This is a genomic window from Nitrincola iocasae (assembly GCF_008727795.1).
GTDB classification, from domain to species: Bacteria; Pseudomonadota; Gammaproteobacteria; order Pseudomonadales; family Balneatricaceae; genus Nitrincola; species Nitrincola iocasae.
Genome location: NZ_CP044222.1, coordinates 3,242,879 through 3,265,684 on the forward strand (window position 1 = coordinate 3,242,879; position 22,806 = coordinate 3,265,684).

General features: G+C 50.9%; 19 protein-coding genes. 1 reads left to right on the top strand and 18 read right to left on the bottom strand.

Annotation, left to right across the window (positions count from 1 at the left end; genetic code table 11):
- Positions 1-55 precede the first annotated feature (55 nt).
- From alaS to F5I99_RS14960, 4 genes are all read right to left on the bottom strand, one after another.
- A complete protein-coding gene (gene alaS / locus F5I99_RS14945) occupies positions 56-2,644 on the bottom strand; it encodes an alanine--tRNA ligase (RefSeq protein ID WP_151059244.1) in 2,589 nt (862 codons plus the stop codon).
- 99 nt (positions 2,645-2,743) lie between these two features.
- Entirely contained in the window at positions 2,744-3,202 is a 459-nt protein-coding gene (locus tag F5I99_RS14950) for a regulatory protein RecX (RefSeq protein WP_151057355.1), read from the bottom strand.
- 130 nt (positions 3,203-3,332) lie between these two features.
- Entirely contained in the window at positions 3,333-4,376 is a 1,044-nt protein-coding gene (gene recA, locus F5I99_RS14955; protein ID WP_151057357.1) for a recombinase RecA, read from the bottom strand.
- A 68-nt stretch (positions 4,377-4,444) separates the two neighbouring features.
- A complete protein-coding gene (locus tag F5I99_RS14960; RefSeq protein WP_151057359.1) occupies positions 4,445-4,945 on the bottom strand; it encodes a CinA family protein in 501 nt (166 codons plus the stop codon).
- Between the two features lie 172 nt (positions 4,946-5,117).
- On the opposite strand from F5I99_RS14960, the gene mutS reads away from it, so the two are divergent.
- A complete protein-coding gene (mutS, locus tag F5I99_RS14965; RefSeq protein WP_151057361.1) occupies positions 5,118-7,715 on the top strand; it encodes a DNA mismatch repair protein MutS in 2,598 nt (865 codons plus the stop codon).
- A gap of 30 nt (positions 7,716-7,745) precedes the next feature.
- On the opposite strand, the gene F5I99_RS14970 is transcribed toward mutS, so the two are convergent.
- The 14 genes from F5I99_RS14970 to F5I99_RS15035 form a co-directional block, all read right to left on the bottom strand.
- Positions 7,746-9,980 (bottom strand): glycosyltransferase, encoded by a 2,235-nt coding sequence (locus tag F5I99_RS14970; RefSeq protein ID WP_151057363.1) that lies wholly within the window; start codon positions 9,978-9,980, stop codon positions 7,746-7,748.
- Positions 9,964-11,019 carry a lysylphosphatidylglycerol synthase transmembrane domain-containing protein gene (locus tag F5I99_RS14975; protein WP_151057365.1) on the bottom strand — a complete coding sequence of 352 codons (1,056 nt, stop codon included), beginning with the start codon at positions 11,017-11,019 and terminating at the stop codon, positions 9,964-9,966. Before F5I99_RS14975 ends, F5I99_RS14970 begins: the two co-directional genes overlap by 17 nt.
- Positions 11,020-11,034: 15 nt before the next feature.
- Complete coding sequence (rpoS, locus tag F5I99_RS14980) at positions 11,035-12,033, bottom strand: RNA polymerase sigma factor RpoS (protein WP_151057367.1); 999 nt, start codon at positions 12,031-12,033, stop codon at positions 11,035-11,037.
- 53 nt (positions 12,034-12,086) lie between these two features.
- Entirely contained in the window at positions 12,087-12,923 is an 837-nt protein-coding gene (locus F5I99_RS14985; protein ID WP_225307432.1) for a peptidoglycan DD-metalloendopeptidase family protein, read from the bottom strand.
- Between the two features lie 12 nt (positions 12,924-12,935).
- Positions 12,936-13,853: a DUF368 domain-containing protein gene (locus F5I99_RS14990; RefSeq protein ID WP_225307433.1), complete on the bottom strand. Its 918-nt coding sequence runs from the start codon at positions 13,851-13,853 to the stop codon at positions 12,936-12,938.
- Positions 13,854-13,870: 17 nt separating this feature from the next.
- Positions 13,871-14,533: a protein-L-isoaspartate(D-aspartate) O-methyltransferase gene (locus F5I99_RS14995; protein WP_225307434.1), complete on the bottom strand. Its 663-nt coding sequence runs from the start codon at positions 14,531-14,533 to the stop codon at positions 13,871-13,873.
- Positions 14,533-15,288, bottom strand: coding sequence for a 5'/3'-nucleotidase SurE (gene surE / locus F5I99_RS15000; protein WP_151057369.1), 756 nt, complete (start codon positions 15,286-15,288; stop codon positions 14,533-14,535). The genes F5I99_RS14995 and surE overlap by 1 nt, the downstream gene beginning before the upstream one ends.
- Before the next feature lie 50 nt (positions 15,289-15,338).
- Positions 15,339-16,418, bottom strand: a complete 1,080-nt coding sequence (truD, locus tag F5I99_RS15005) for a tRNA pseudouridine(13) synthase TruD (protein ID WP_151057371.1) — start codon at positions 16,416-16,418, stop codon at positions 15,339-15,341.
- Complete coding sequence (gene ftsB, locus F5I99_RS15010) at positions 16,415-16,714, bottom strand: cell division protein FtsB (protein WP_151057373.1); 300 nt, start codon at positions 16,712-16,714, stop codon at positions 16,415-16,417. Before ftsB ends, truD begins: the two co-directional genes overlap by 4 nt.
- Positions 16,715-16,772: 58 nt before the next feature.
- Positions 16,773-18,068 (bottom strand): phosphopyruvate hydratase, encoded by a 1,296-nt coding sequence (gene eno, locus F5I99_RS15015; protein WP_151057375.1) that lies wholly within the window; start codon positions 18,066-18,068, stop codon positions 16,773-16,775.
- Between the two features lie 36 nt (positions 18,069-18,104).
- Positions 18,105-19,733, bottom strand: a complete 1,629-nt coding sequence (locus F5I99_RS15020) for a CTP synthase (RefSeq protein WP_151057377.1) — start codon at positions 19,731-19,733, stop codon at positions 18,105-18,107.
- A gap of 52 nt (positions 19,734-19,785) precedes the next feature.
- Positions 19,786-21,090, bottom strand: a complete 1,305-nt coding sequence (gene tilS, locus F5I99_RS15025) for a tRNA lysidine(34) synthetase TilS (protein ID WP_151057379.1) — start codon at positions 21,088-21,090, stop codon at positions 19,786-19,788.
- 19 nt (positions 21,091-21,109) lie between these two features.
- Positions 21,110-22,069 carry an acetyl-CoA carboxylase carboxyl transferase subunit alpha gene (accA, locus tag F5I99_RS15030; RefSeq protein WP_151057381.1) on the bottom strand — a complete coding sequence of 320 codons (960 nt, stop codon included), beginning with the start codon at positions 22,067-22,069 and terminating at the stop codon, positions 21,110-21,112.
- A gap of 266 nt (positions 22,070-22,335) precedes the next feature.
- Positions 22,336-22,710 carry a hypothetical protein gene (locus F5I99_RS15035; protein ID WP_151057383.1) on the bottom strand — a complete coding sequence of 125 codons (375 nt, stop codon included), beginning with the start codon at positions 22,708-22,710 and terminating at the stop codon, positions 22,336-22,338.
- Between the last annotated feature and the right edge of the window lie 96 nt (positions 22,711-22,806).

Below are 22,806 nucleotides of genomic sequence, written 5' to 3' on the forward strand. Positions count from 1 at the left end.
TTTCATTTCTCCGATCAGACCCTAAGGCCCGGTCAAACAGTAAATTACAAAATAATCAGATAGCGCTCACCAGTTCAGGCACACGCTGAAGCGCGGCTGGAATTGCCGTCGCATCAGTACCGCCTCCTTGGGCCATATCTGGTCGACCACCGCCTTTACCACCCAGAATAGTGGCCAACTCGCGAACCAGGTCACCTGCTTTAATACGTGACGTCAGATCTTTGGTCACACCCGCAACCACACTGACCTTGCCATCCTCGTGCGCCAGCAATACCACAACGCCACTGCCAAGTTTATTTTTTAACTGATCCATTAAATCTCTTAGCGATTTAGGATCAGTACCTTCAAGGTGTGTTGCCAGTACTGCAATACCGTTTACCTGCTGAACCTGTGAGAGCAGATCGCCGCTTTGTGCTGATGCCAGTTGCGAATTAACCCGGCTCAACTCTTTTTCCAACTGACGCGTACGCTCAGACAACTGCTTGACCTTGTCCAGAACATTCCCGCGCGATCCCTTAAGCAAGCTGGCTATTTCAGCAACCAGTGACTCGGTCTCATCCACATAGTTAAGCGCGTTGGCGCCTGTTACTGCTTCTATTCGACGCACACCGGCAGCAATTCCCGCCTCACTGACAATCTGAAACAGTCCGATGTCGCCGGTACGACGAGCATGCGTGCCACCACAGAGTTCCAACGAGAAGTCACCCATACTCAGCACACGCACATCGGCTTCATATTTTTCGCCAAACAGTGCCATTGCACCCTTTATTTTGGCCGCATCAAGTGACATGAGTTCAGTTTCAACAACCACATTGGCGCGTATCTGCTCATTAACCTGTTTTTCAATCTGCTCCAATTGCTCCGTAGTCAGCGCTTCAAAGTGTGAAAAATCAAAACGCAGACGCTCAGCATCTACCAATGAACCTTTCTGCTGAACATGCTCACCCAGCACATCACGAAGTGCGGCATGCAACAAATGTGTTGCGGAGTGATTCAATGCCGTTGCCTGGCGCTTGGCAGCATCAACCTCTGTAACAACAACCGCATCCAGCTGCAGCACACCTTCAGCCACTTCGCCATGATGCAGATGGTGCTTACCTTCTTTGGTACAATCCGTAACAGCAAACAGCCCTTTATCCCAGCGTAATACGCCAGAGTCGCCCACTTGACCACCTGACTCAGCATAAAAAGCGGTATTTTCGAGCACAACCACACCTTTTTCGCCTGCTGCCAATTGCTTTACAGCTTTACCATCACGCAGCAACATCAATACACGACCACGATCCTCCAACGCCTGGTAGCCGTTGAAACAGGTCTCGCCATCCAGCTGCAACTGCTCGTTATAATCCACGCTGAACTGCCCGGCCGCACGCGCTCTCTGGCGCTGTGCTTGCATAGCGGCTTCAAAGCCCTCCATATCCAGGGTCAGATCATGCTCACGTGCCACATCAGCGGTCAGGTCAACGGGAAAACCATAGGTATCGTATAATCTGAATACGGTTTCACCCGGTAACTCCTTGCCTGCAAGAGAAGCGATTGCCTGCTCCAGAATCCCCATGCCGTTATCCAATGTGCGTGCAAACTGCTGCTCTTCTTTCAATAATATTTTTTCAATTTGCGCCTGCTGTGAGCGTAATTCCGGGTAAGCATCACCCATAATGTCAGCCATCGCCCTGGCCAACTGGTAGAAAAAGGCCCCTTTTGCACCCAACTTATTACCATGGCGTATAGCCCGACGCACAATACGCCTAAGCACATAACCACGGCCTTCGTTCGAGGGCACCACGCCATCAGTAATCAGAAAGCAACTCGAACGGATATGATCCGCAATAACCCGCAAGGATTTCTGCTGCTGATCAGGACAGCCTACTGCTTCAGCCGCCGCTGCGAGCAAATCACGAAACAGATCAATTTCATAATTACTATGTACTTGCTGCAACACGGCAGCAACTCGCTCAAGGCCCATGCCCGTATCTACCGAAGGCTTGGGCAAAGGAGCCATAGCGCCATCGGCAGAACGGTTGTACTGCATAAACACGATATTCCAGATTTCTATATAGCGATCACCATCTTCATCTGGACTGCCCGGAGGCCCACCGGCAACTTCCGGCCCATGATCAAAGAAAATTTCTGTACAGGGACCGCAAGGGCCGGTATCACCCATCGACCAGAAATTATCTTCATCCAGCTTAGAAAAACGCTCAGGGTCAACGCCTATTTCGTCTTTCCAGATTTTCTCAGCTTCATCATCACTGTGATGTACAGTGATCCACAGGCGCTCAGCGGGTAATTGCAGCACTTGTGTCAGGAAAGTCCAGGCAAAACCTATGGCTTCCCGCTTAAAATAATCACCAAAACTAAAGTTACCCAGCATTTCAAAGAAGGTATGATGGCGTGCGGTATAACCCACATTTTCAAGATCATTGTGCTTGCCACCCGCACGTACACAACGCTGGGACGTAGTTGCACGGCTGTAATCACGCTTATCGGTGCCCAAGAACACATCTTTAAACTGCACCATCCCGGCATTAGTAAACAACAGGGTTGGATCATTTCCGGGTATCAGCGAACTGGACCCAACAATGGTATGCCCCTGCTCTCTGAAATATTCAAGAAAAGCCTGACGTATCTCTGCACTGGTCATGAATTGCATAATTAACCTTCTGCTACCTGGTACGGGTCCGAAAATGACCGAAGATTATATAGAATAACAATAAAATGTACGATGTTTTTCCTTGCATTTTCATTGCAAATCCGTTTTAAGCGCGCGCTGTGCCTGATCATAGCTAAAGCCATGATTCACAAGGTAACGGAGCCGCCTAGCCTGCTCCTTCAAATCAGCAGCCAGCGTTTCACCAAAACGTTTTTCGACCAAAGTGCGTGCCAGTAAATCCCAATCAGGTGATTGTTCCTGCAACACTTCTGCGGTGAGCGACGGACAGATGCCTTTTTGTCGAAGCTCATAACGGATCCGCTCTAACCCCCAACATTGACTCAAACGATTACGGATAAATATTTCGGCAAAACGCCGATCACTCTGGTAACCGGCCGCTTCCAGCTCATCGAGAACGTCTTCCAGAATATCAGGGGATTCAGCTTTAGATTTGAGACGCAAAACAAGCTCTGCCCGAGAGTACTCTCGCCGAGCAAGAAACGTGATAACTTTATTTTTGAGAGCTTGTCGGTCTAGTGGCGACTTCATAGAAAATCAACATCCTGTTGCAGGGTGATTGCACCAAGCGGCTTTTCAGCGCAAGAAAGATCAGCACAACACGGCTGAAAAGGCTTGATGCAGTAACTGCATTCTTCCTAGAATGCAGTGTAGCGAAACGTCACGATAAGTCCAGTTGTGGCTCCTCGGAGGCCTCTGCCTTTTCAGGCTTGACAGATGTTGCCAGCAGACGACGGCGGATTTCCAGCTCAATTTCATCTGCTACTTCTGGGTGTTCCTCCAGATACTTGGCCGCATTAGCCTTACCCTGACCGATTTTGTCCCCTTTATAGGCATACCAAGCGCCGGATTTATCCACCAATCCTTCCTTCACACCCAGATCAATAACCTCACCCATATGGTAAATACCGCTGCCATACATAATCTGAAATTCAGCTTGTTTGAAAGGCGGTGCGACTTTGTTCTTGACCACCTTAACCCGGGTTTCATTACCCACTACTTCGTCACCCTGTTTTACCGCACCGATACGGCGAATATCCAGACGCACAGAGGCATAAAACTTCAACGCATTGCCCCCGGTTGTGGTTTCTGGTGAACCGAACATCACCCCGATTTTCATGCGAATCTGGTTGATAAAAATCAGCAGCGTATTGGCATTTTTTACATTAGAGGTCATCTTACGCAATGCTTGCGACATCAAACGCGCCTGCAGCCCCATATGAGAATCACCCATCTCACCTTCGATTTCCGCTTTGGGTGTCAACGCCGCGACTGAGTCGACTACGATGACATCCACCGCATTTGAGCGCACCAGCATATCGGTGATTTCCAGCGCCTGCTCACCGGTATCTGGCTGAGAAACCAGCAAGGAATCAACGTCAACGCCCAGTTTTTCTGCATAGATGGGATCCAACGCATGTTCCGCATCCACAAAGGCACAGGTTTTACCCTGCTTCTGCGCCTGGGCTATCACCTGCAGTGTCAGGGTTGTTTTACCTGAAGACTCAGGTCCATAGATTTCCACAACGCGACCATAAGGCAAACCACCCAATCCCAAAGCTATATCAAGACCAAGCGAGCCGGTGGAAACACTTGGAATCGCCTCCCTTGGGTGATCGCCCATACGCATTACCGCGCCTTTACCGAACTGGCGTTCTATTTGAGACAGTGCCGCATCAAGCGCTTTCTTTCTGTTCTCGTCCATTGAATTATAACCTCTGGGTTTAGCATTAGGGCTTTACAGATGATACTGTATACATGAACAGTATTATTTCATATTTTTTCAGGAATGCAAGTCTGCGCTGGCAGATAAGCTAACACACCAGCCAGCGCCTGCTCCACCGCCTGGGCTCGGATAGCCTGCCGGTCTCCAGAAAAAAATGACAGGCAAGTCACTGTCGGATAGCCACGAATAGACCAGGCAAACCAGACTGTCCCTACCGGCTTACGCTCACTCCCCCCGTCAGGCCCGGCAACACCACTAATAGCTACTGCGATATCAACATCGGCATCCTGTCGTGCCCCTTCAGCCATTTGCACTACCACGGGTTCAGATACCGCGCCTTTGACTATCAAAGTTTCAGCACTGACTCCCAACATCCGCTGTTTTGCCTGGTTCGAGTAGGTGACATAGCCAGCATCAAACCAGGCAGATGAACCTGGAATCTGGGTTAGCAGTTCGGCCACCCATCCCCCGGTACAAGATTCTGCAGTGACCATTCTGGCGTTTCGATGCAGCAACGCCAGACCGACTTCCTGAGCGAGATCTCTCATTTTTATGTTTCCTGTTTATACCCATCATCTATATAGCATAGAGTGTAACACTTCGTTCCACATTCGCCCGAAATCCCGTATCGTATCACCCCTGTCGAAACCGACAAATGCAGACTGCTGTCAAGGCCTGTAATGTGCGGTTTACAAAAGATCGATGAGAGATAAGGTGATCATGTCTAAGGAAGATTTATCTCAGCACACGCCCATGATGCAACAGTATCTCAGGCTTAAGGCTGAACATCCGCAGCAGATGCTGTTTTACCGCATGGGCGATTTTTATGAACTTTTTTATGATGATGCTAAACGTGCGGCGAAATTGCTGGATATATCCCTGACGGCACGCGGCAAGTCAGGTGGCAACCCCATCCCCATGGCGGGCGTGCCTTATCATGCGGCAGAGGGGTATATCGCACGACTGGTACGCCAGGGTGAATCCGTGGTTATCTGTGAACAGGTGGGCGATCCCGCCACCAGCAAAGGTCCAGTGGACCGACAGGTTGCACGTATTGTCACGCCTGGCACCCTGACTGATGAAGCCTTTCTTGAGGCCACCAGTGATAACCTGCTGGTGGCCGTGCTCTGCCAGAACAACCTGACAGGTTTGGCACAGCTTGACCTCAGTTCCGGGCGTTTCAGCCTGTTGCAGTTGGACTCGGAAACCGATTTGATCGCTGAAATTGAACGCCTGCAACCTGCCGAAATTCTATATGATGAGTCAGTTGCACTGCCACCGGAATTGCTACAGCGTAAAGGCATACATCACCAGCCCCCCTGGTACTTTGAGCAAGGCACAGCTGAACGCCTGCTCTGTCAGCAATTTAGTGTCAGTAATCTGGACGGGTTTGGATGTACCCACCTGCCACTGGCAATTTGTGCTGCCGGATGCCTTTTACAGTACGCACGTGATACACAACGCAGCAGTTTGCCACATATCCGCCGGTTACAGGTTGAAGACCGAAGTGAAACGCTGCAACTGGATGCCGCCACACGTCGCAACCTTGAACTGGACATGAATCTCAGTGGCGGACGAGAGAACACCCTGGCATCGGTACTGGACCGCACCCAGACGGCTATGGGTAGTCGATTGCTGAAACGCTGGTTACACCGCCCCCTGAGGGACCTTAGCCGACTGCAACAGCGCCAGGATGCCATTCGCTGGCTACTGGAAGACTATCGTTTTGAGCGCCTGGCCGAAGCGCTGCAACCCATAGGTGACTGCGAGCGTATTCTGTCACGTGTCGCCCTGCGCTCAGCACGCCCCAGGGATCTGGAACGCCTGCGTGATGCACTCCAGGCACTACCCTCTATACAGGCTGCCATGCAGTCAGTCGATGCCATCAGAATCGCGGAACTCTCTACCGAGATTGCCGAGTTCCCAACACTGGCCGCACTACTGCAACGCGCCATCATTGATGGTCCACCGGTTGTTATCCGCGATGGCGGTGTGATTGCCAGTGGCTATGATGCTGAGCTTGATGAACTGCGAGGTCTCAGCGAGCATGCGGGCGACTATCTGCTGCAACTGGAAAAACGTGAACGTGAACGCACCGATATTGCCACGCTGAAGGTTGGTTACAACCGCGTGCATGGTTATTACATTGAACTCAGTCGCAGCCAGTCTGGCACAGTGCCAGCGGACTACATCCGTCGCCAAACACTCAAAAATGCCGAGCGTTTTATTACTCCGGAGCTTAAAGAGTTTGAAGACAAAGCACTCAGTGCCAAAGGCCGTGCATTGGCGCGGGAAAAACAACTTTATGAGGCGCTGCTGGAAGTACTGGCTGAACAGCTAGGTCCCCTGCAGCTCTCGGCATCGGCATTGGCTGAGCTTGACCTGCTCTGCTGCCTGGCCGAACGTGCTGAATCCTTGAATTATTGCCGCCCAGAGTTAACACAGGAGCCGGTCATTGAAATTACCGCCGGGCGTCACCCGGTAGTGGAACAGGTCAATGACACTCCCTTTGTCGCTAACGACCTGTACCTGAACCGGGAACAGCCTATGCAGATTATTACCGGTCCAAATATGGGGGGTAAATCCACCTATATGCGCCAGGTTGCCCTGATTACCTTGCTGGCACAGATTGGCAGCTACGTGCCGGCCGAAGCGGCACGTATTGGCTTAACTGATCGGATATTTACCCGCATGGGATCATCGGATGACCTGGCCGGGGGGCGTTCCACCTTTATGGTCGAGATGCATGAAACGGCCAATATTCTACACAACGCCTCACCCAACAGTCTGGTGCTGATGGATGAAGTTGGACGTGGAACCAGTACCTTTGACGGACTTTCCCTGGCTTGGTCCTGTGCTGAGTATCTGGCCCGCGAGATTCGCGCCTTTACCCTGTTTGCCACCCACTATTTTGAACTGACGGCTTTGCCGGAGCTGGCCTCAGGTGTCAATAATGTGCACCTGACCGCCGTTGAGCACAACGACCACATAGTGTTTATGCATGAGGTACAACAGGGCCCCGCCAGCCAGAGCTACGGCCTCCAGGTGGCTCAACTGGCAGGCATCCCGACGGAGGTAATCAACAATGCACGCGACAAGCTGGTGTTACTTGAGCAGGACAGTCGTAGCAGTGCCAGTCAGCCTGAACGCAACCCGGATCCTGGTTATCACTCACCCGATACCCCGGTGCAGAGCGACCTGTTTGTCACATCACGACCGTCAAGGGTAGAAACGCAACTGCGTGAACTACAGCTGGATGATCTGACGCCGCGCCAGGCCTTAGAGACGCTTTATGCGCTGAAGCAACTGATGGACTGAGACAGGCCGTGTCTATCTCAGTTGCTGTTGTTATCCATCAGGTTGTACGGGGTTACCAGCGTCTTTCTGCGCCAATGCTCGTGCATAGAGTTCGGCAATACTGCGGCTAAAGGGCGCAATATCATAATCAGCGGCGAAGGCATAAGCGGCTTGTGCCAGCCGGATACGTAAAGGTTCATCTTCCAGCAGCTGACCTACCTGGCTACTCCACTGCTCTTTATCCAGCGCTGTTTTGAAGCCGTTGCGCCCCTGTTCGACAATATCGTCTATGCCACTGGAACGGACTGTCACAACCGGCAGTCCGGCGGCCATCGCTTCCAGAATAACCATGCCCTGAGTTTCAGAACAGGAAGCAAACACAAATACATCCGCTGCACGGCAATAAATCGGAATTTGTTCAGGTGGCACGCTGCCAGGCAGTAAAACAACCTCCTGCAGACCCTCCTCATGTATACGTTGCTCCAGGTGAGAACGCTCATTCCCTTCACCCAGAATTACCAGTCGCACGGGCTGCTCACAGGTCTTACGCAACTGATGAAAAGCATCCAGCAGAAAATCGAGGTTTTTCTCACGCCCCAGTCTGGAAATACTCAGCAACAGCCGCTCTCCTTGAGGTGCCAGTTCCTGTCGCAACTGGGCTACCTCATCCTCTGCGACCTTACTGAAACGCACATATTCAATGCCCGTTGGCTGTATATGAATGGGGCGACGCACACCGATCATCCGCAAATACTCTTCGGCCGAATGGGTTGGCACCACCACCGCATCACAGCGGTTGGCAAAGCGTTTTACCAGGGCATGAGAAACCAGATTACGAAACAATGGACCCGGAAGGGGAACGTAATGAGCATAATGCTCCAGACGGGTGTGATAGGTCAGCACCACAGGTATACCCAACCCGCGACCTAACCAAAGCCCGGCACTGCCCAGCCAGAAAGGGTGATGAACATGAATGATATCCGGCTTGAATGCTTTAACACGGCGATACATAGCTGGCTGAAACAGATTTGCCAACCTGAACTCACTGTTGCGTCCCAATGGCAACAGCATGGGCACACGCACCTCTGTGTCTTCGCTGTATTTACCATAGGCCGGAGCCACTATCAGCACCTTATGCCCCAGCGCTTCCAGACCGCGCCGCAAGCGGTCAATTGAGATAGGCACTCCACCGATGAACGGCAGATAATTATTGGTGAACATCGCCACCCGCAAAGGTTGCTGCAGATAAAGCGCCGGGTCTCGGTCGAAACTGGGATAATAGTCACGTTCCACAAAAATCAGCCCATAAAGCCAGCTCGACAGCGCAATCAGCATTCCCAGCAGGAGTATAAAGTTGAGATACCCTACATAGAACAACGAGTGTATCCACAGCCAGAGCCGCTCTAGCCTTCTCCAGATAGGATGCTGGGTGATATCAAGACTTACCGGTTCAATGACAATACCCTGTGGAGACACGCTAACATCCACATAATGGTAGTAACCGTGTTCAGTATCGGGAACAAAACCTCCGGCGCCACCGGTTACCACATGCTCAACCCCATCATGTTGCTGGTAAGAGTAGATGGGAAAGTTGGCTGAAAATACCACATCCACGCCCTGATCCTTGATAATCGATTGCAAGGCCTTTTGGCCCGGCTCAGACATCAGATAGTCATCCCCAAGATCAATTACCCATTCCTGTTTCACCGCAACAAGAGGTTGACCAATGAACATAAAACGGTAGTGCTCATCACTGCCCGCGAGCTCCTGTTCCAGCCAGTGTATTTGCCACTCCAGATCGGTTTTCAAGGTGCTGTCGATAAACAGAAAACGACTATTGCCAACCACAAACGAAAACACATAAGGGCCGTAATGATCATAAAAGCGAAAATCCCCCAAGAAGCTGTGTTCCTGTTCACCAAAGGTCAGCAGGTAAGGCAGGTTCAGTCGTGACAGCGTACGATGCAGAGCCCGGTATTTATCCTCCCCTCCACCGCTAACCGCATTGCCCGCCGAGACCACGAAATCCACACCGCTGTCATTCAACATGGGAATAATTTTGCGCTCGAAAATACCTATTGAATTGTTGATATTGCCCACTACAGCAAAACGAAAGCTATCACGATCTGCCAGCGTTTCTTCAATGAGATCGACCTGCTCGGCATGCACAGAATGAAAGTCGATTTCGAAAAAATTCAGGTACACTTTATAGAGAATGAGCAGCAGTACCAATCCCAGGCTGAGATAGAACAGCACCCGGATCAACGCATTACTGCCTTTTGGCATTAGTGTGTCCTTTGAGCAGAATATGCAGCGTAATGGGCACACCTATTAACATTCCCAGATGGATGGTCAGAAAACGCCACAGCAGCACCATCAGCACTAGACTCGAAGCGGGCACCCGGCCCGAAAACAGCGTCCCCAGGGCGCCTTCAGCAACGCCAGCCGCTCCTGGCGTAGGTGCAAAATACATCACAAAGGTGGTCATACTGGTCAAACCCAGAGTTTCAAAATAGTCAATTCCCTGACCCAGCCCTACCAGAATCAAAGCGGGAAAACTGAACAGGCTGAGCAGAAAAATGGCAGTAAACACCAGGGAAAGCAGTATGTAGACGGGATCGCCCCGCAAAAAGAGGTTCATCGCGGTAACAAAGCGTATCATCTCGCGCCGGATTTTAAAGCGCCAATACCCTAGCCTGGTGGCTGATATCCAGTTGAAGTGAGCGGGAAGTCGCAGCAGCAACTCCAGCGTCGCGATTACCAAGCGTACATGACGAAACAGAATATAAAAAAATAACAGGTATACACCGGCAACAAATCCCAGTGAAAATTCCAGAGTCTCCCCAAATCCCGTGCCGGCAAGAGGGTTCAGCCAGATTATCAACAGCGGCACAGGCAGAAAAATCAGCAGTACCGACTGCAGTGTTCTCAGCGTCGTCGCCGCTGTCGCTGTACCCATATGAACGCCATGACGACGTAAATACCAGACCTGCGCTATCCCACCACCCGTAGCCATAGGGGTCAGATTGGAAACCAACAGATTGAGAAACACCAGAGGCAATAGAGAGGTGAGTGGCACCCGCTGCTTCAATACCCTGAGCGTAAAATAGAGTCGTAACCCATCTGCCAGATAGTACAGCAGCAACAGGAGTACACAGGCTGCAAGCCAGCCCGGCCACCAGACTTGCAGTTCCAGAACAGGCCAATCGCCACCCAGACGCGAGTGAATAACCCAGGGCACGGCTAAACTGAGCGCCAAAAACAGCAGCACCGATGCCAGCAAACGCTTTCGGCCCAAAGGCAGAATACGGCTGAGGCGGCTCATCAGGATAAAGCCGGGTTATTGCAACAGGTCTTCACCATTCAAACCGTTCTTTTCAACAATTTCACGCAGCTTTCTCAGACCTTCAACCTGTATCTGCCTGACGCGCTCACGTGTCAGGCCGATCTCATTACCAACTTCTTCAAGTGTGCTCATTTCGTAACCACGCAAGCCAAAACGGCGCGCAATCACTTCAGCGTGTTTTTCCGGCAACATATCCAACCAACGATTCAGATTGCCGCTGATATTGGTGGTTTGCAGCAGCGACTCTGGATCATTACCTTCAGTATCGGCCAGCGTATCCAACAAGGGTTTGTCACTGCCACCAGCACCCGGGATATCAATAGATGCCACACGTTCATTCAGGCCCAGCATGCGCTCAACGCTTTCGACCGGTTTTTCGACCAGCGCCGCTATCTCTTCAGCCGTTGGTTCATGGTCAAGTTTTTGTGCCAATTGACGGGAAGCCCGCAGATACAGGTTCAACTCTTTAACCACATGGATCGGCAGACGGATGGTGCGTGTCTGATTCATAATTGCACGCTCTATGGTCTGGCGTATCCACCAGGTTGCATAGGTCGAAAATCGAAAACCTCGTTCAGGATCAAACTTTTCTACGGCCCGAATCAGACCCAGGTTACCTTCCTCAATTAAATCCAACAGGGTCAGACCACGATTGATATAGCGTCGTGCGATTTTAACGACCAAACGCAGGTTACTTTCAATCATACGTTTGCGGGCAGCATCATCACCTTTGAGTGCAAGCCGGGAAAAGTAAACCTCCTCCTCTGCTGACAAAAGTGGGGAAAATCCGATCTCATTTAAATAGATCTGTGTTGCATCAAGGCTTTTGGCATTCATCAGATCCTGATGTGTGGCACTGCCACGTCCGCGACTACTGTTCATGAACTCATCGACCTCATTGTCACTTTCTTCCTCATCCTGTTGATCGAGATCATCGACCAGATCATCCGAGTCCATTACGAACTCATCGTCAATTTTATCGCTATCGTTCATTGACACCATCTGCTAACCCTTCAGTAAAGACTCTGGATTATCCAGTTTTATTGTTATCGTTTTGGAAGATACGTTAAAGGATCTACGGGCCTTCCATCGCGCCGGATCTCAAAATGCAACTGCACTCGATCAGTCCCTGTTTGTCCCATCTCGGCGATTTTCGTACCTGATTTAACCATATCATTTTCACTCACCAGAATGCGACTGTTGTGCGCGTATGCACTCAAAAACTGACGATTATGATTGATAATCACCAGATTACCGTAGCCCAGCAAGCCACTGCCAGCATAGACAACCCGCCCATCGGCAGCGGCGATGACAGAATCGCCTGTTTTACCGGCAATATCAATGCCTTTACTCCCACCCTCTACCGCTGAGAAGCGTCGAATAATCTGACCGTCTGCTGGCCAACGCCAAGCAGGTTGTCCGGCAACAATGACTGTCGAGGGTGCCGATGCAGAGGATTGGGATGCCGATGATACTGACTGAGTTGATGAGGTTGGCTGAGACCGGGACTGCGTGGTGGTGGCTGGTGAAGCAACTGGGGGCGTTGGCTTGGTGTTACTGCTGGAGGATATTGCCAGATTCAGCACCTGACCGGGGTAGATCTCAAAGCGCTCGTTGACACCATTCCAACGCGCCACTTCTCGGTAATCCAGGCCATAGCGCCAGGAGATAGAGTAAAGTGTATCACCCCGCTGAACCCTGTAGCTGCCAGGATTGGACAAAGGGGCAGGCCGACTGTTATTTCGCTGGGAGGAGGACACAGGCACACCGAGCTGACGTGCGCCCATGGAACGCTCGGTCACAGGTGCATACCCAGTGCTGCAGCTCTGTATCAGCCCCAGCGACAGTATCATGACAATAAAACTGATCCTGCCCCTGCTCACGTTTTCTCCCGTTCAGCGCTTGTCCAGTATCAGAACTAAAACCATGCCCGCAAGCATCAAACCTATGGCAACTAAGGTCAAGGGGTCCTGGCCGGTCAGCGCAGAAAAAGTATCCGGTAAAATATTTTTCTGCTGCAGTGGCAGCTCTTCTCCCTGACCATTAATACTGTACGCCAGGGTGTACTTCCATGGCCAGACCATATTCAGAGAGCCCAGCATAAAGCCACCGAGTAACGACAGAGTCAGCACACGGTAATGAGCAAAAGCCCAACTCAGAAAATGTGAAAAGCTCAGTAGACCCGTCACACATCCCAGTACAAACACGCCAATAAAGTCCAGTTGAAACCCTTTAAGAGCCATCAGCACGGGAGCATACATTCCCAGTAACAAAAGAATAAAACTGCCGGATATACCAGGTAAAATCATCGCACAAATGGCAATCATTCCGGAAATAAAGATCATAAAATAACTTGGATCAGTCACGACCGGTGTCATGGATGTGATCTGCAAAGCGACAACGGCACCGAGTAAAAACACCGCCAACACATTCAGACTCACACGCCCTGTGTGGCGCATAACACTCCAGGTGGACGCTAGGATCAACCCAAAAAAGAACGACCAAAGCAGCACAGGATGCTGATCCAGCAAATAAAGCACCACTCGTGACAAAGTCACCAGGCTGAACAGGATACCGCTGACCAACGTCAACAGAAAAGTCCCGTTAATCTGCGTCCAGAATGCCTTCAAACCCTGAGAAAATAGGGTTTTCAAAGCCTCCGGGCCACACTGACGAATACTGTGAATAAGTTCTTCGTATATGCCGGTTATAAAAGCAACCGTACCACCGGAAACGCCTGGAACAGCATCAGCCGCTCCCATCAACATGCCTTTACCGGCTAAAACCACATAATCTTTCTTGCTTCGCTGCATTAATATTCCAATCCTTATCAACGCACCAGCCCACTGAGCAGAGGCACAAATTTGACCCCTTCGAGCACTTCAGTCGTGTAGTTATCGTCGTCATGACGTATAACCAGTTTCAATTGCTGCAGATCACCACCCACTGGAATGACCAGACGACCACCCGGTGCCAACTGTTCAAGCAATTCCGGTGGTACCTCAGCCGGTGCAGCTGTCACCAGAATACCATCGAAAGGCCCCTTCTCCGGCCATCCCATACCACCATCGCTATGGCGCAACATGACATTGTAAAGCTTCAGTCGCTGCAAACGACTGCGGGCTTTTTCCTGCAGGGGACGAATGCGTTCAACACTATATAGCTGATCAACCAACTGCGCCAGAACAGCTGTCTGATATCCCGACCCGGTTCCAACCTCCAACACCGATTGCAGTGGCCCTCCGGCCAACAAAGCCTCGGTCATTCTTGCCACCGTATAAGGCTGTGAAATAGTTTGATTAAAACCGATAGGCAGAGAGGTGTCCTCATAAGCTCTATGTGATAAGGCTTCGTCAAGAAACAGGTGTCGCGGTGTTGCCAGAATGGTATCCAGAACACGCATATTAGCGATACCCTTTTCACGCAAGCGTGCTATCAAACGCTCCCGGGTACGACGCGACGTCATACCAATTCCCTGAAGATCCAGATCCATCACAGCGCCTCTAACCAGCTAGCCAGGTTATCCATACCAGAATAATGGGTCATATCGATCTGCAAAGGTGTTACAGATACGCAATTCTGCTCCAGCGCAAAAAAATCTGTTCCAGGTTCCCGGTCAGCCACTTCACCGGCACCAGCAATCCAGTAGCGTACCTTACCTCGCGGATCTTCCGTTGCCACCGGCAGGTTAGCCGCTAAACGATGCCCCAGGCGCGTAACATGAATCCCCTGAATCTGATCCATCGGCAAATCCGGTATATTGATATTAAGCACAGTGCGTGGAGCGATCACCAAAGACTCTAGCTTAGCCACAATACTGCGAACAATTTCAGCCGCAGTAGCAAAATGCTTGGGATGAAAGCTATCCATAGACACGGCAATCGGTGGTAAACGGCAAGTACGCCCTTCCATCGCGGCGGCAACTGTACCTGAATAAATCACATCATCACCCAGATTAGCACCCACATTAATACCGGAAACTACGATATCCGGCACGAAGCCATCCATAAATAAACCAGAGCGACCTAAATGCACGCAGTCCGTTGGTGTTCCATTAATGCTGAAATAGCCACTGGTATGATGGTAGGTTTCCAGGGGGCGATCCAGTGTCAATGAATTACTGGCACCACTGCGATTACGGTCCGGAGCAACGACACACAGCGCCTTGGCATCCTGACGCAGAGCTTCTGCTAGAATGGCTAGTCCCGGTGCGTATACCCCATCATCATTGGAGACTAAAATGTTCATCTCTTCTCTCTGAATACTGTCAGGCAGTATTTTTAATTAGCACTTTGATACTACTCATCCGTTTGTGGAGAGCAGCCTGGTACAGCTTTTTCATTTTCCAACTGACAGAGCTCACGCACCAGGCTGGTAGCGAAAGCCCCTGCGGGCAAACCAAAACTCATCCGCCAGGTCGAGCCAGACTCCTGCTCCAGACCCGGCGTTTGCAATAATACTCTGACCGCACGGCGTTCCTGATTTAGTCCCAGGCCTTCCAGCCCGGTACACCAAGCCTGCCAGGGAGACAGCACCGACTGTTCAAACTCAGCCATGCTATTTTGTGACATCAATCCCCCACGCCCCCAAAGAGGGGCGGTCAAATGCAGATCGCCTTGTTCCAAGCGCGACTGACAATCCGTTTCAGCATCAGTGTAAACAAAGCAACTTTGACTGGCATTAAGCATCAATACATCCCCTGGGGCAACCTTGTTCCAGATACCCTGATGAATACGCGCACTCACTACCTGATTAAATAACGCTGAGCGAAGAGCCGAAATATAAAGGCCTCGCTTCTGACGATTGCGATCGCGCAACCGTCCGGCAATCAATAACTCACCCTTGCTGATATTGCCATAATTATGGCCAAAGCGCTGCTCGCCAAAATAGTTAGGCACACCGGATGTTTTCAACTGATTAAAGCGTTGCTGCAACTCATCCGGATGACTGACATCCCGCAAACGCAGACTGAAACGATTGCCTTGCAGCACGCCGGTTTTCAATTTACGGCTATGACGAGCTTGTCTGAGCACTTTAATGGAATCGGTTTCAAAAGCAGACCAATCCAGTTGTTTACCTATAGGGAGCCGTACACTGAACCATTGATCGGTCACGGCATGACGATCTTTTTTGCCAGCATAACCTATATCGCGGGGATGGGTTTGAGTAAAGCATGCCAGTTGCTGGGCCACCCAGTCAGTATTTTCACCCGTTTTACGAATGAACAGAAACTGGTGTTCACCTGCGCCATCTGGTTCAAAACCGAGGACTTCTTCAACGCAGAAGTCCTCGGCAAAGCGCCTGATAACGGCTGTACCTGTGGGCGCACCCAGTAAGTAGGCATCTGGCCGACTGAGTAACTGATCCAGAAGATTCAAGGCTGAGACCTCTGAGATGCATCCTGTTCAATCAGACGATAGAAGGTCTCACCTTCCTGAATCAGCCCCATTTCACTACGTGCCCGTTCTTCAATGGCTTTCACCCCTTCTTTCAGATCAGCCACTTCCGCTTCGAGACGCTGATTACGTTCAGCCAAAAGCTGATTTTCACGACGTTGCTCCAGAATCGCCTGCTCCAGTTGCCACACCTGACGCAGATTGGGATCTCCGAGCCAGAGCCGGTACTGCAGCCCAGCCAACAGCAGCAACAGGATTAAAATTAACAGACGAAACACGAGATTACCCGCCCAAACAGGGGGATACACCCCCTTTCAGACAGCCTGATAGCAACTATCAGGACTGACCTTTGATTTCAGACAAGCCGTTGTAGACTGCCTTGTCACCCAGCTCCGCTTCAATACGCAGCAAACGGTTGTACTTGGCAACACGATCTGAGCGGCACAGTGAGCCGGTTTTTATCTGCCCGGCGGCTGTTCCAACTGCCAGATCTGCAATCGTGGTGTCTTCCGTTTCGCCAGAGCGGTGAGAAATAACCGCCGTGTAACCGGCTTCTTTAGCCATACGGATCGCATCCAGGGTTTCAGTGAGCGAACCTATCTGGTTAAACTTGATCAGAATCGAGTTAGCGATACCCTTTTCGATACCTTCCTGCAGAATTTCGGTATTGGTGACAAACAGATCATCACCGACCAATTGCACTTTATCACCGATTTTACGTGTCAGATCAGCCCAGCCAGCCCAGTCAGACTCGTCCATACCATCTTCGATAGACACTATCGGATACTTTTCTGACAGCATTTTCAAATAATCAGCAAAACCGGCGGCATCAAATACCTGGCCTTCACCGGCCAGATCATACTGACCGGCTTTGTAAAACTCAGAGGCGGCACAATCCAGTGCCAAGGTAACGTCTTTACCCAGTTCGTATCCAGCCCGTTCCACCGCCTCACGGATCACTACCAGCGCTTCCTCATTGGAACCCAGGTTAGGCGCAAAGCCACCTTCATCGCCAACTGCCGTGTTCAGACCACGTGCTTTCAGCACCGCTTTGAGCGCATGAAAAATCTCAACGCCACAACGCAGCCCTTCACTGAAGCTGGTGAAGTTAACCGGCTGCACCATGAATTCCTGAATATCCACATTGTTATCGGCGTGCTCTCCACCGTTGAGGATATTCATCATCGGCAAGGGCATAGAATACTGACCCGGCGTGCCATTGATCTCGGCAATATGGGCATAGAGCGGCATGCCTTTGGCTGTAGCTGCCGCTTTAGCGGCAGCCAAGGACACCGCCAGTATCGCGTTGGCACCCAGTACAGACTTATTAGCCGTACCATCCAGCGCCAGCATCTTGCCATCCAGCGCACGCTGATCAGTGACATCCATACCCAGCAGCACTTGACGGATAGTAGTATTTACAGCAGCAACTGCTTTCAAAACGCCTTTACCCAGGTAACGTGATTTATCGCCATCACGTAACTCCAGTGCTTCACGGGAACCGGTAGAGGCACCGGAAGGCGCGCAAGCGCTGCCGACAACACCGGATTCCAGGATCACGTCGGCTTCAACCGTGGGGTTGCCACGCGAATCCAGAACCTCACGCGCTTTGATATCAGCAATCTTTGCCATAACTTTTACTCTCCGATTAAGTAGGTAACAAAACTTTCAGTTTTGCACTGCGTAGTCCAGTGCCGCTTGAATAAACCCAGTGAACAGGCCATGGCCGTAACGAGGGGTAGAAGTAAACTCAGGATGAAACTGACAGGCTACAAACCACGGATGATCCGGCACTTCAACCACTTCGACCAGCTCACCATCGGCAGAACGCCCGGCAATCAGTAAACCGGCTTTTTCCAAAAGTGGCACATAGTGATTATTCACTTCGTAACGATGACGATGCCGTTCTCTGATTTCCGTAGCGCCATAGACCTGCGCCGAACGTGAGCCTTCAGTCAGATGACAAACCTGCGCACCCAGGCGCATAGTGCCACCCAGATCGGTATCATCACTGCGCTGCTCTACATTACCATCCAGATCAACCCATTCAGTAATCAAACCGATGACCGGATGCGCAGACTGTTTATCAAACTCGGTAGAGTTAGCCTGCGCCAATCCAGCAACGTTACGCGCATACTCAATAACAGCCACCTGCATACCCAGACAAATACCCAGGTAAGGTACCTTGTTCTCACGGGCGTAACGTGCCGCCATGATTTTGCCTTCAACACCACGCTCACCGAACCCACCGGGCACCAGTATGGCGGAAACATTTTCCAGGATTGCGGTGCCTTCACGCTCAACTTTTTCTGAATCGATATAATCAATGCGTACTTTCTTACGCAGTGCGATACCGGCATGCGTAATCGCCTCTATCAGTGATTTATACGCATCCAGCAGCTCCATATACTTACCGACCATGGCAATACGTACTTCGCCATCCGGATTCAGGAAGCAATCAGAGACTCTATCCCATTCCTGCAGATCAGCCGGTGGGCAGTCGATACGAAAACGGTCAATAACAATCTCATCCAGCGCCTGCTCAAACAGCATCCGTGGGATTGAATAGATTGACTGAGCATCGGGCAAGGAGATTACCGCACGCTCTTCCACATTGGTGAACATCGCCAGCTTACGTCTTGCGGAAGACGGCAAAGGCTGTTCGGAACGGCACACCAGAATATCCGGCTGAATACCGATAGACCGTAACTCTTTTACCGAGTGCTGAGAGGGTTTGGTTTTGGTTTCACCCGCTGTCGCGATGTAAGGCACCAGGGTCAAATGCATAAACATGGCATTATTGGCACCAACCTCAATGCGCAGTTGGCGCACAGCCTCAAGAAACGGCAAGGATTCAATATCACCTACAGTCCCGCCGATTTCTACCAGCGCTACTTCGGCACCACTGGCACCCTCAATAACACGGCGTTTGATCTCATCGGTGATGTGCGGAATCACCTGCACTGTGCCGCCCAGATAGTCACCGCGACGCTCTTTGCGCAACACGTGTTGATAAACACGACCGGTGGTGAAGTTGTTCCGCCGATTCATAGTCGTGCGGATGTATCGCTCATAGTGTCCCAGATCAAGATCTGTTTCGGCACCATCATCGGTAACAAAAACCTCTCCATGCTGAAAAGGACTCATGGTACCCGGATCCACATTGATGTATGGATCGAGCTTAAGCATAGTGACCTTAAGGCCGCGGGCCTCAAGAATGGCTGCCAGTGAAGCTGAGGCAATACCTTTGCCCAGTGAGGACACTACACCGCCTGTGACGAATATATAGCGCGTCATGCGAAACCTGTAAAAGTCGTGATTTTAGGAGGGGTCAAGATGGTATTGCATACTAACAAAAAAATGGCTCACCAGACAATCCAAAAGGTTGCCAGAGACAAGATAGATTTGATTTACCCTGCCAGCGCTGATCTTCGCAGATACCTGGCACCACTAGTATACCCTTGTCATCACAGAGTAACGGCCAGCTATCTCTTAGCCAGGGCGGCACACCAACCTCTTGAAATAGTTTAGATAAACTAACGCCTACACCTCGTCCAGCCGGGTGTAGCTGCTCACCACCCTGTCGGTATTTCAGTTGCATAATGCCGTTTTGCCCAGGGGCATCTCCGTCTATCCGCAAGACGCCACCAGCGAGGGAAATTGCGGAACCTGGCTGCAGTGTCAAAGGTCCGGCTGTTAAGCAAGTGGATAGCACCGAAGGTCGCCACAGGAACAAACGTTCTCTGTATGTGCGTAAGTGTAAATCGGGTTGCAATTGCAGCAAGCGCTCCGGGTTACCCTTTCCCTGGAGAAACTGACGGCGTAACTGATGCAAGGATTCAGTTCCCAGTACACACTGATGACTGCGCAACCAATAGCGCAGCAGATTGTTCTGACGCGTTTCTGACAACTGGAACAATGGCGGCAGCTGCAGTACCTCTGGTGATTCCAGACAAGATACTGCATCCTGCTCAGCCAGAACGTCTAACAGTTCACGGGCTTCAGCCATATAGCCTGCGGTTTCTACAAACTGGGTAACAGCGCCCGGCCAGCGCTGAGTGATTACAGGCATTACCTGATGGCGCAGATAGTTACGTGCATACTGCTGATAAGCATTGGAAGGATCTTCAACCCAGTCAAGCTCACGCTGCCGTGCCCAGCTTTCCAGCACACTCCGCGACAAGGATAAAAAAGGGCGCACCAACTTACCCTGCCCCAACGGGCGCTCCACCGGCATGGCCGACAAACCTGCCACGCCGGCTCCACGGATCAATCGATAAAGAAGAGTTTCGGCCTGATCATTGGCATGATGCGCCATCAACAACACATCACCTGGCTGCATCAGGGTAGCAAAAGCCTGGTAACGTGCATCCCGTGCAGCTGCTTCAGAGCTGCTCTGCGGCGCCACACGGCACAACTGAAAATCGATGTTTAGTTCGCTCGAATGATGCTGGCAACTGGCTGCCCAGTCATCCCCGGCGGCTTGCAAGCCATGATGAACATGAACAGCCAATAGCTGAGCGTGCGGCAAGACTTCAGCCGCCGCAGTCAGCAAGACCTGAGAGTCCAACCCACCACTGTAAGCAATCAACCAGCGTTTGGCATCAGGGAAGCGACCGGGTAAGCGAGCCAATAAAGCGACAGGATCCTTCATACCCGGTGCGAAACGCGACTCAGACCGAGCCGATGCCGTATGACATTAAACGTTTATAACGACGCTCAACCAAGGCATCAGTATCCATCTGTGCGAGTCGCTCCAGTGACGCCTGCAACTGGACTTTCAGGCTGGCCGCCATATCCGTTGGATTACGATGAGCACCACCCAGAGGTTCCGGAACCACCCGGTCCACCAGCCCCAGCTCATGCAGACGCTGAGAGTTGATCCCCATGGCTTTGGCTGCGTCAGGAGCCCGTTCGGCGCTTTTCCACAAAATGGAGGCACAGCCTTCCGGCGAAATCACCGAATAAGTACCATACTGCAGCATCAGCAGCTCATCACAAACGCCGATTGCCAGCGCACCACCAGACCCACCCTCACCGATCACGGTAGAGATAATCGGGGTTTTCAGTTGTGACATTTTAGCCAGGTTAAAGGCGATGGCTTCGGACTGGCCGCGCTCTTCGGCATCAATACCCGGATAGGCCCCGGGTGTGTCAATAAAGGTCAGTACCGGTAACTTGAAGCGCTCGGCCATCTCCATAATTCGCAGCGCCTTACGGTACCCTTCAGGCCGCGGCATACCGAAGTTACGCCGAACTTTCTCTTTTACTTCACGCCCTTTCTGATGACCGATAACCACAACGGGGACACCATCCAGACGTGCAATACCACCCACAATAGCCGGATCATCGGCAAAATGACGATCCCCGTGTATCTCGTCAAAGTCGTCAAACGCTAAAGCCAGGTAATCCAGCGTATAAGGACGCTGAGGATGACGGGAGAGTTGCGATATTTGCCATGCACTCAAATCGCTGAAGATTGATCGCGTCTGACGGTTACTCTTTTCCTGCAGATTATTGATCTCATCAGACAGATTCAGATCTGCATTACCAGCACCGACGTGGCGTAGCTCATTGATTTTGGCTTCCAGCTCTGCAATTGGCTGTTCAAAATCGAGATAGTTGGGATTCATGTGCTTCCAGTTCTGCGTTATTCAAAAATTAAAATTTATTTATAGTGGGATTCTACCTGCTGAACGAACCGTTCACCAGTCTGGATAGCATCAGTAGCACCAAAACCAAAATGAGCCCCCACATAAAACACCGCCGTACCGAAGGCTATAACTAAGAGGCATGTTGCAGTGAATGCGACCAAGCACGAAGCGCCCCGTCAAGGGCGCCCATATCAATGATCAGCATCCGCTCAATTTGGCTTGCTTCAGAATTAGGATTGAAAATGTTATTGAATTGGCAGGTAATAAAGCATGGTGATTACGTAAGCCACTAGTCCAAGACAAATAAGAAAAAGCACCCCATTAATTTTAAGTCTTCGCAGCAAAGCCAACCCAACAAATTCTTTTACTAGAACAATTAATGCGATCAAAGCAAAACTCCATAACCCTATACCCCCTAAAAGTTTCTCCAGGAGCAGCGATCCCATTAGAGTACCTTCCTCATACCCCATTTCAGCACTGAGTTGACTGTAAACAGGTCGTGATGACCCCAATACCATCAGTCCTCCCAATTGAAGAAGCACGGAAAACCACAGTAAGAAATTAGAAAAAGCCAAGGAGGTATAACGCCAACCATGTCGATAAATGTATGTAAAAAACATCGACAATCACCCCCTAATTAGAAGGCAATGCAGTTATGCACTGAGCTCTTGGCATTATTTTATCCATTAAATATTTAATACATATCCCTACATTGA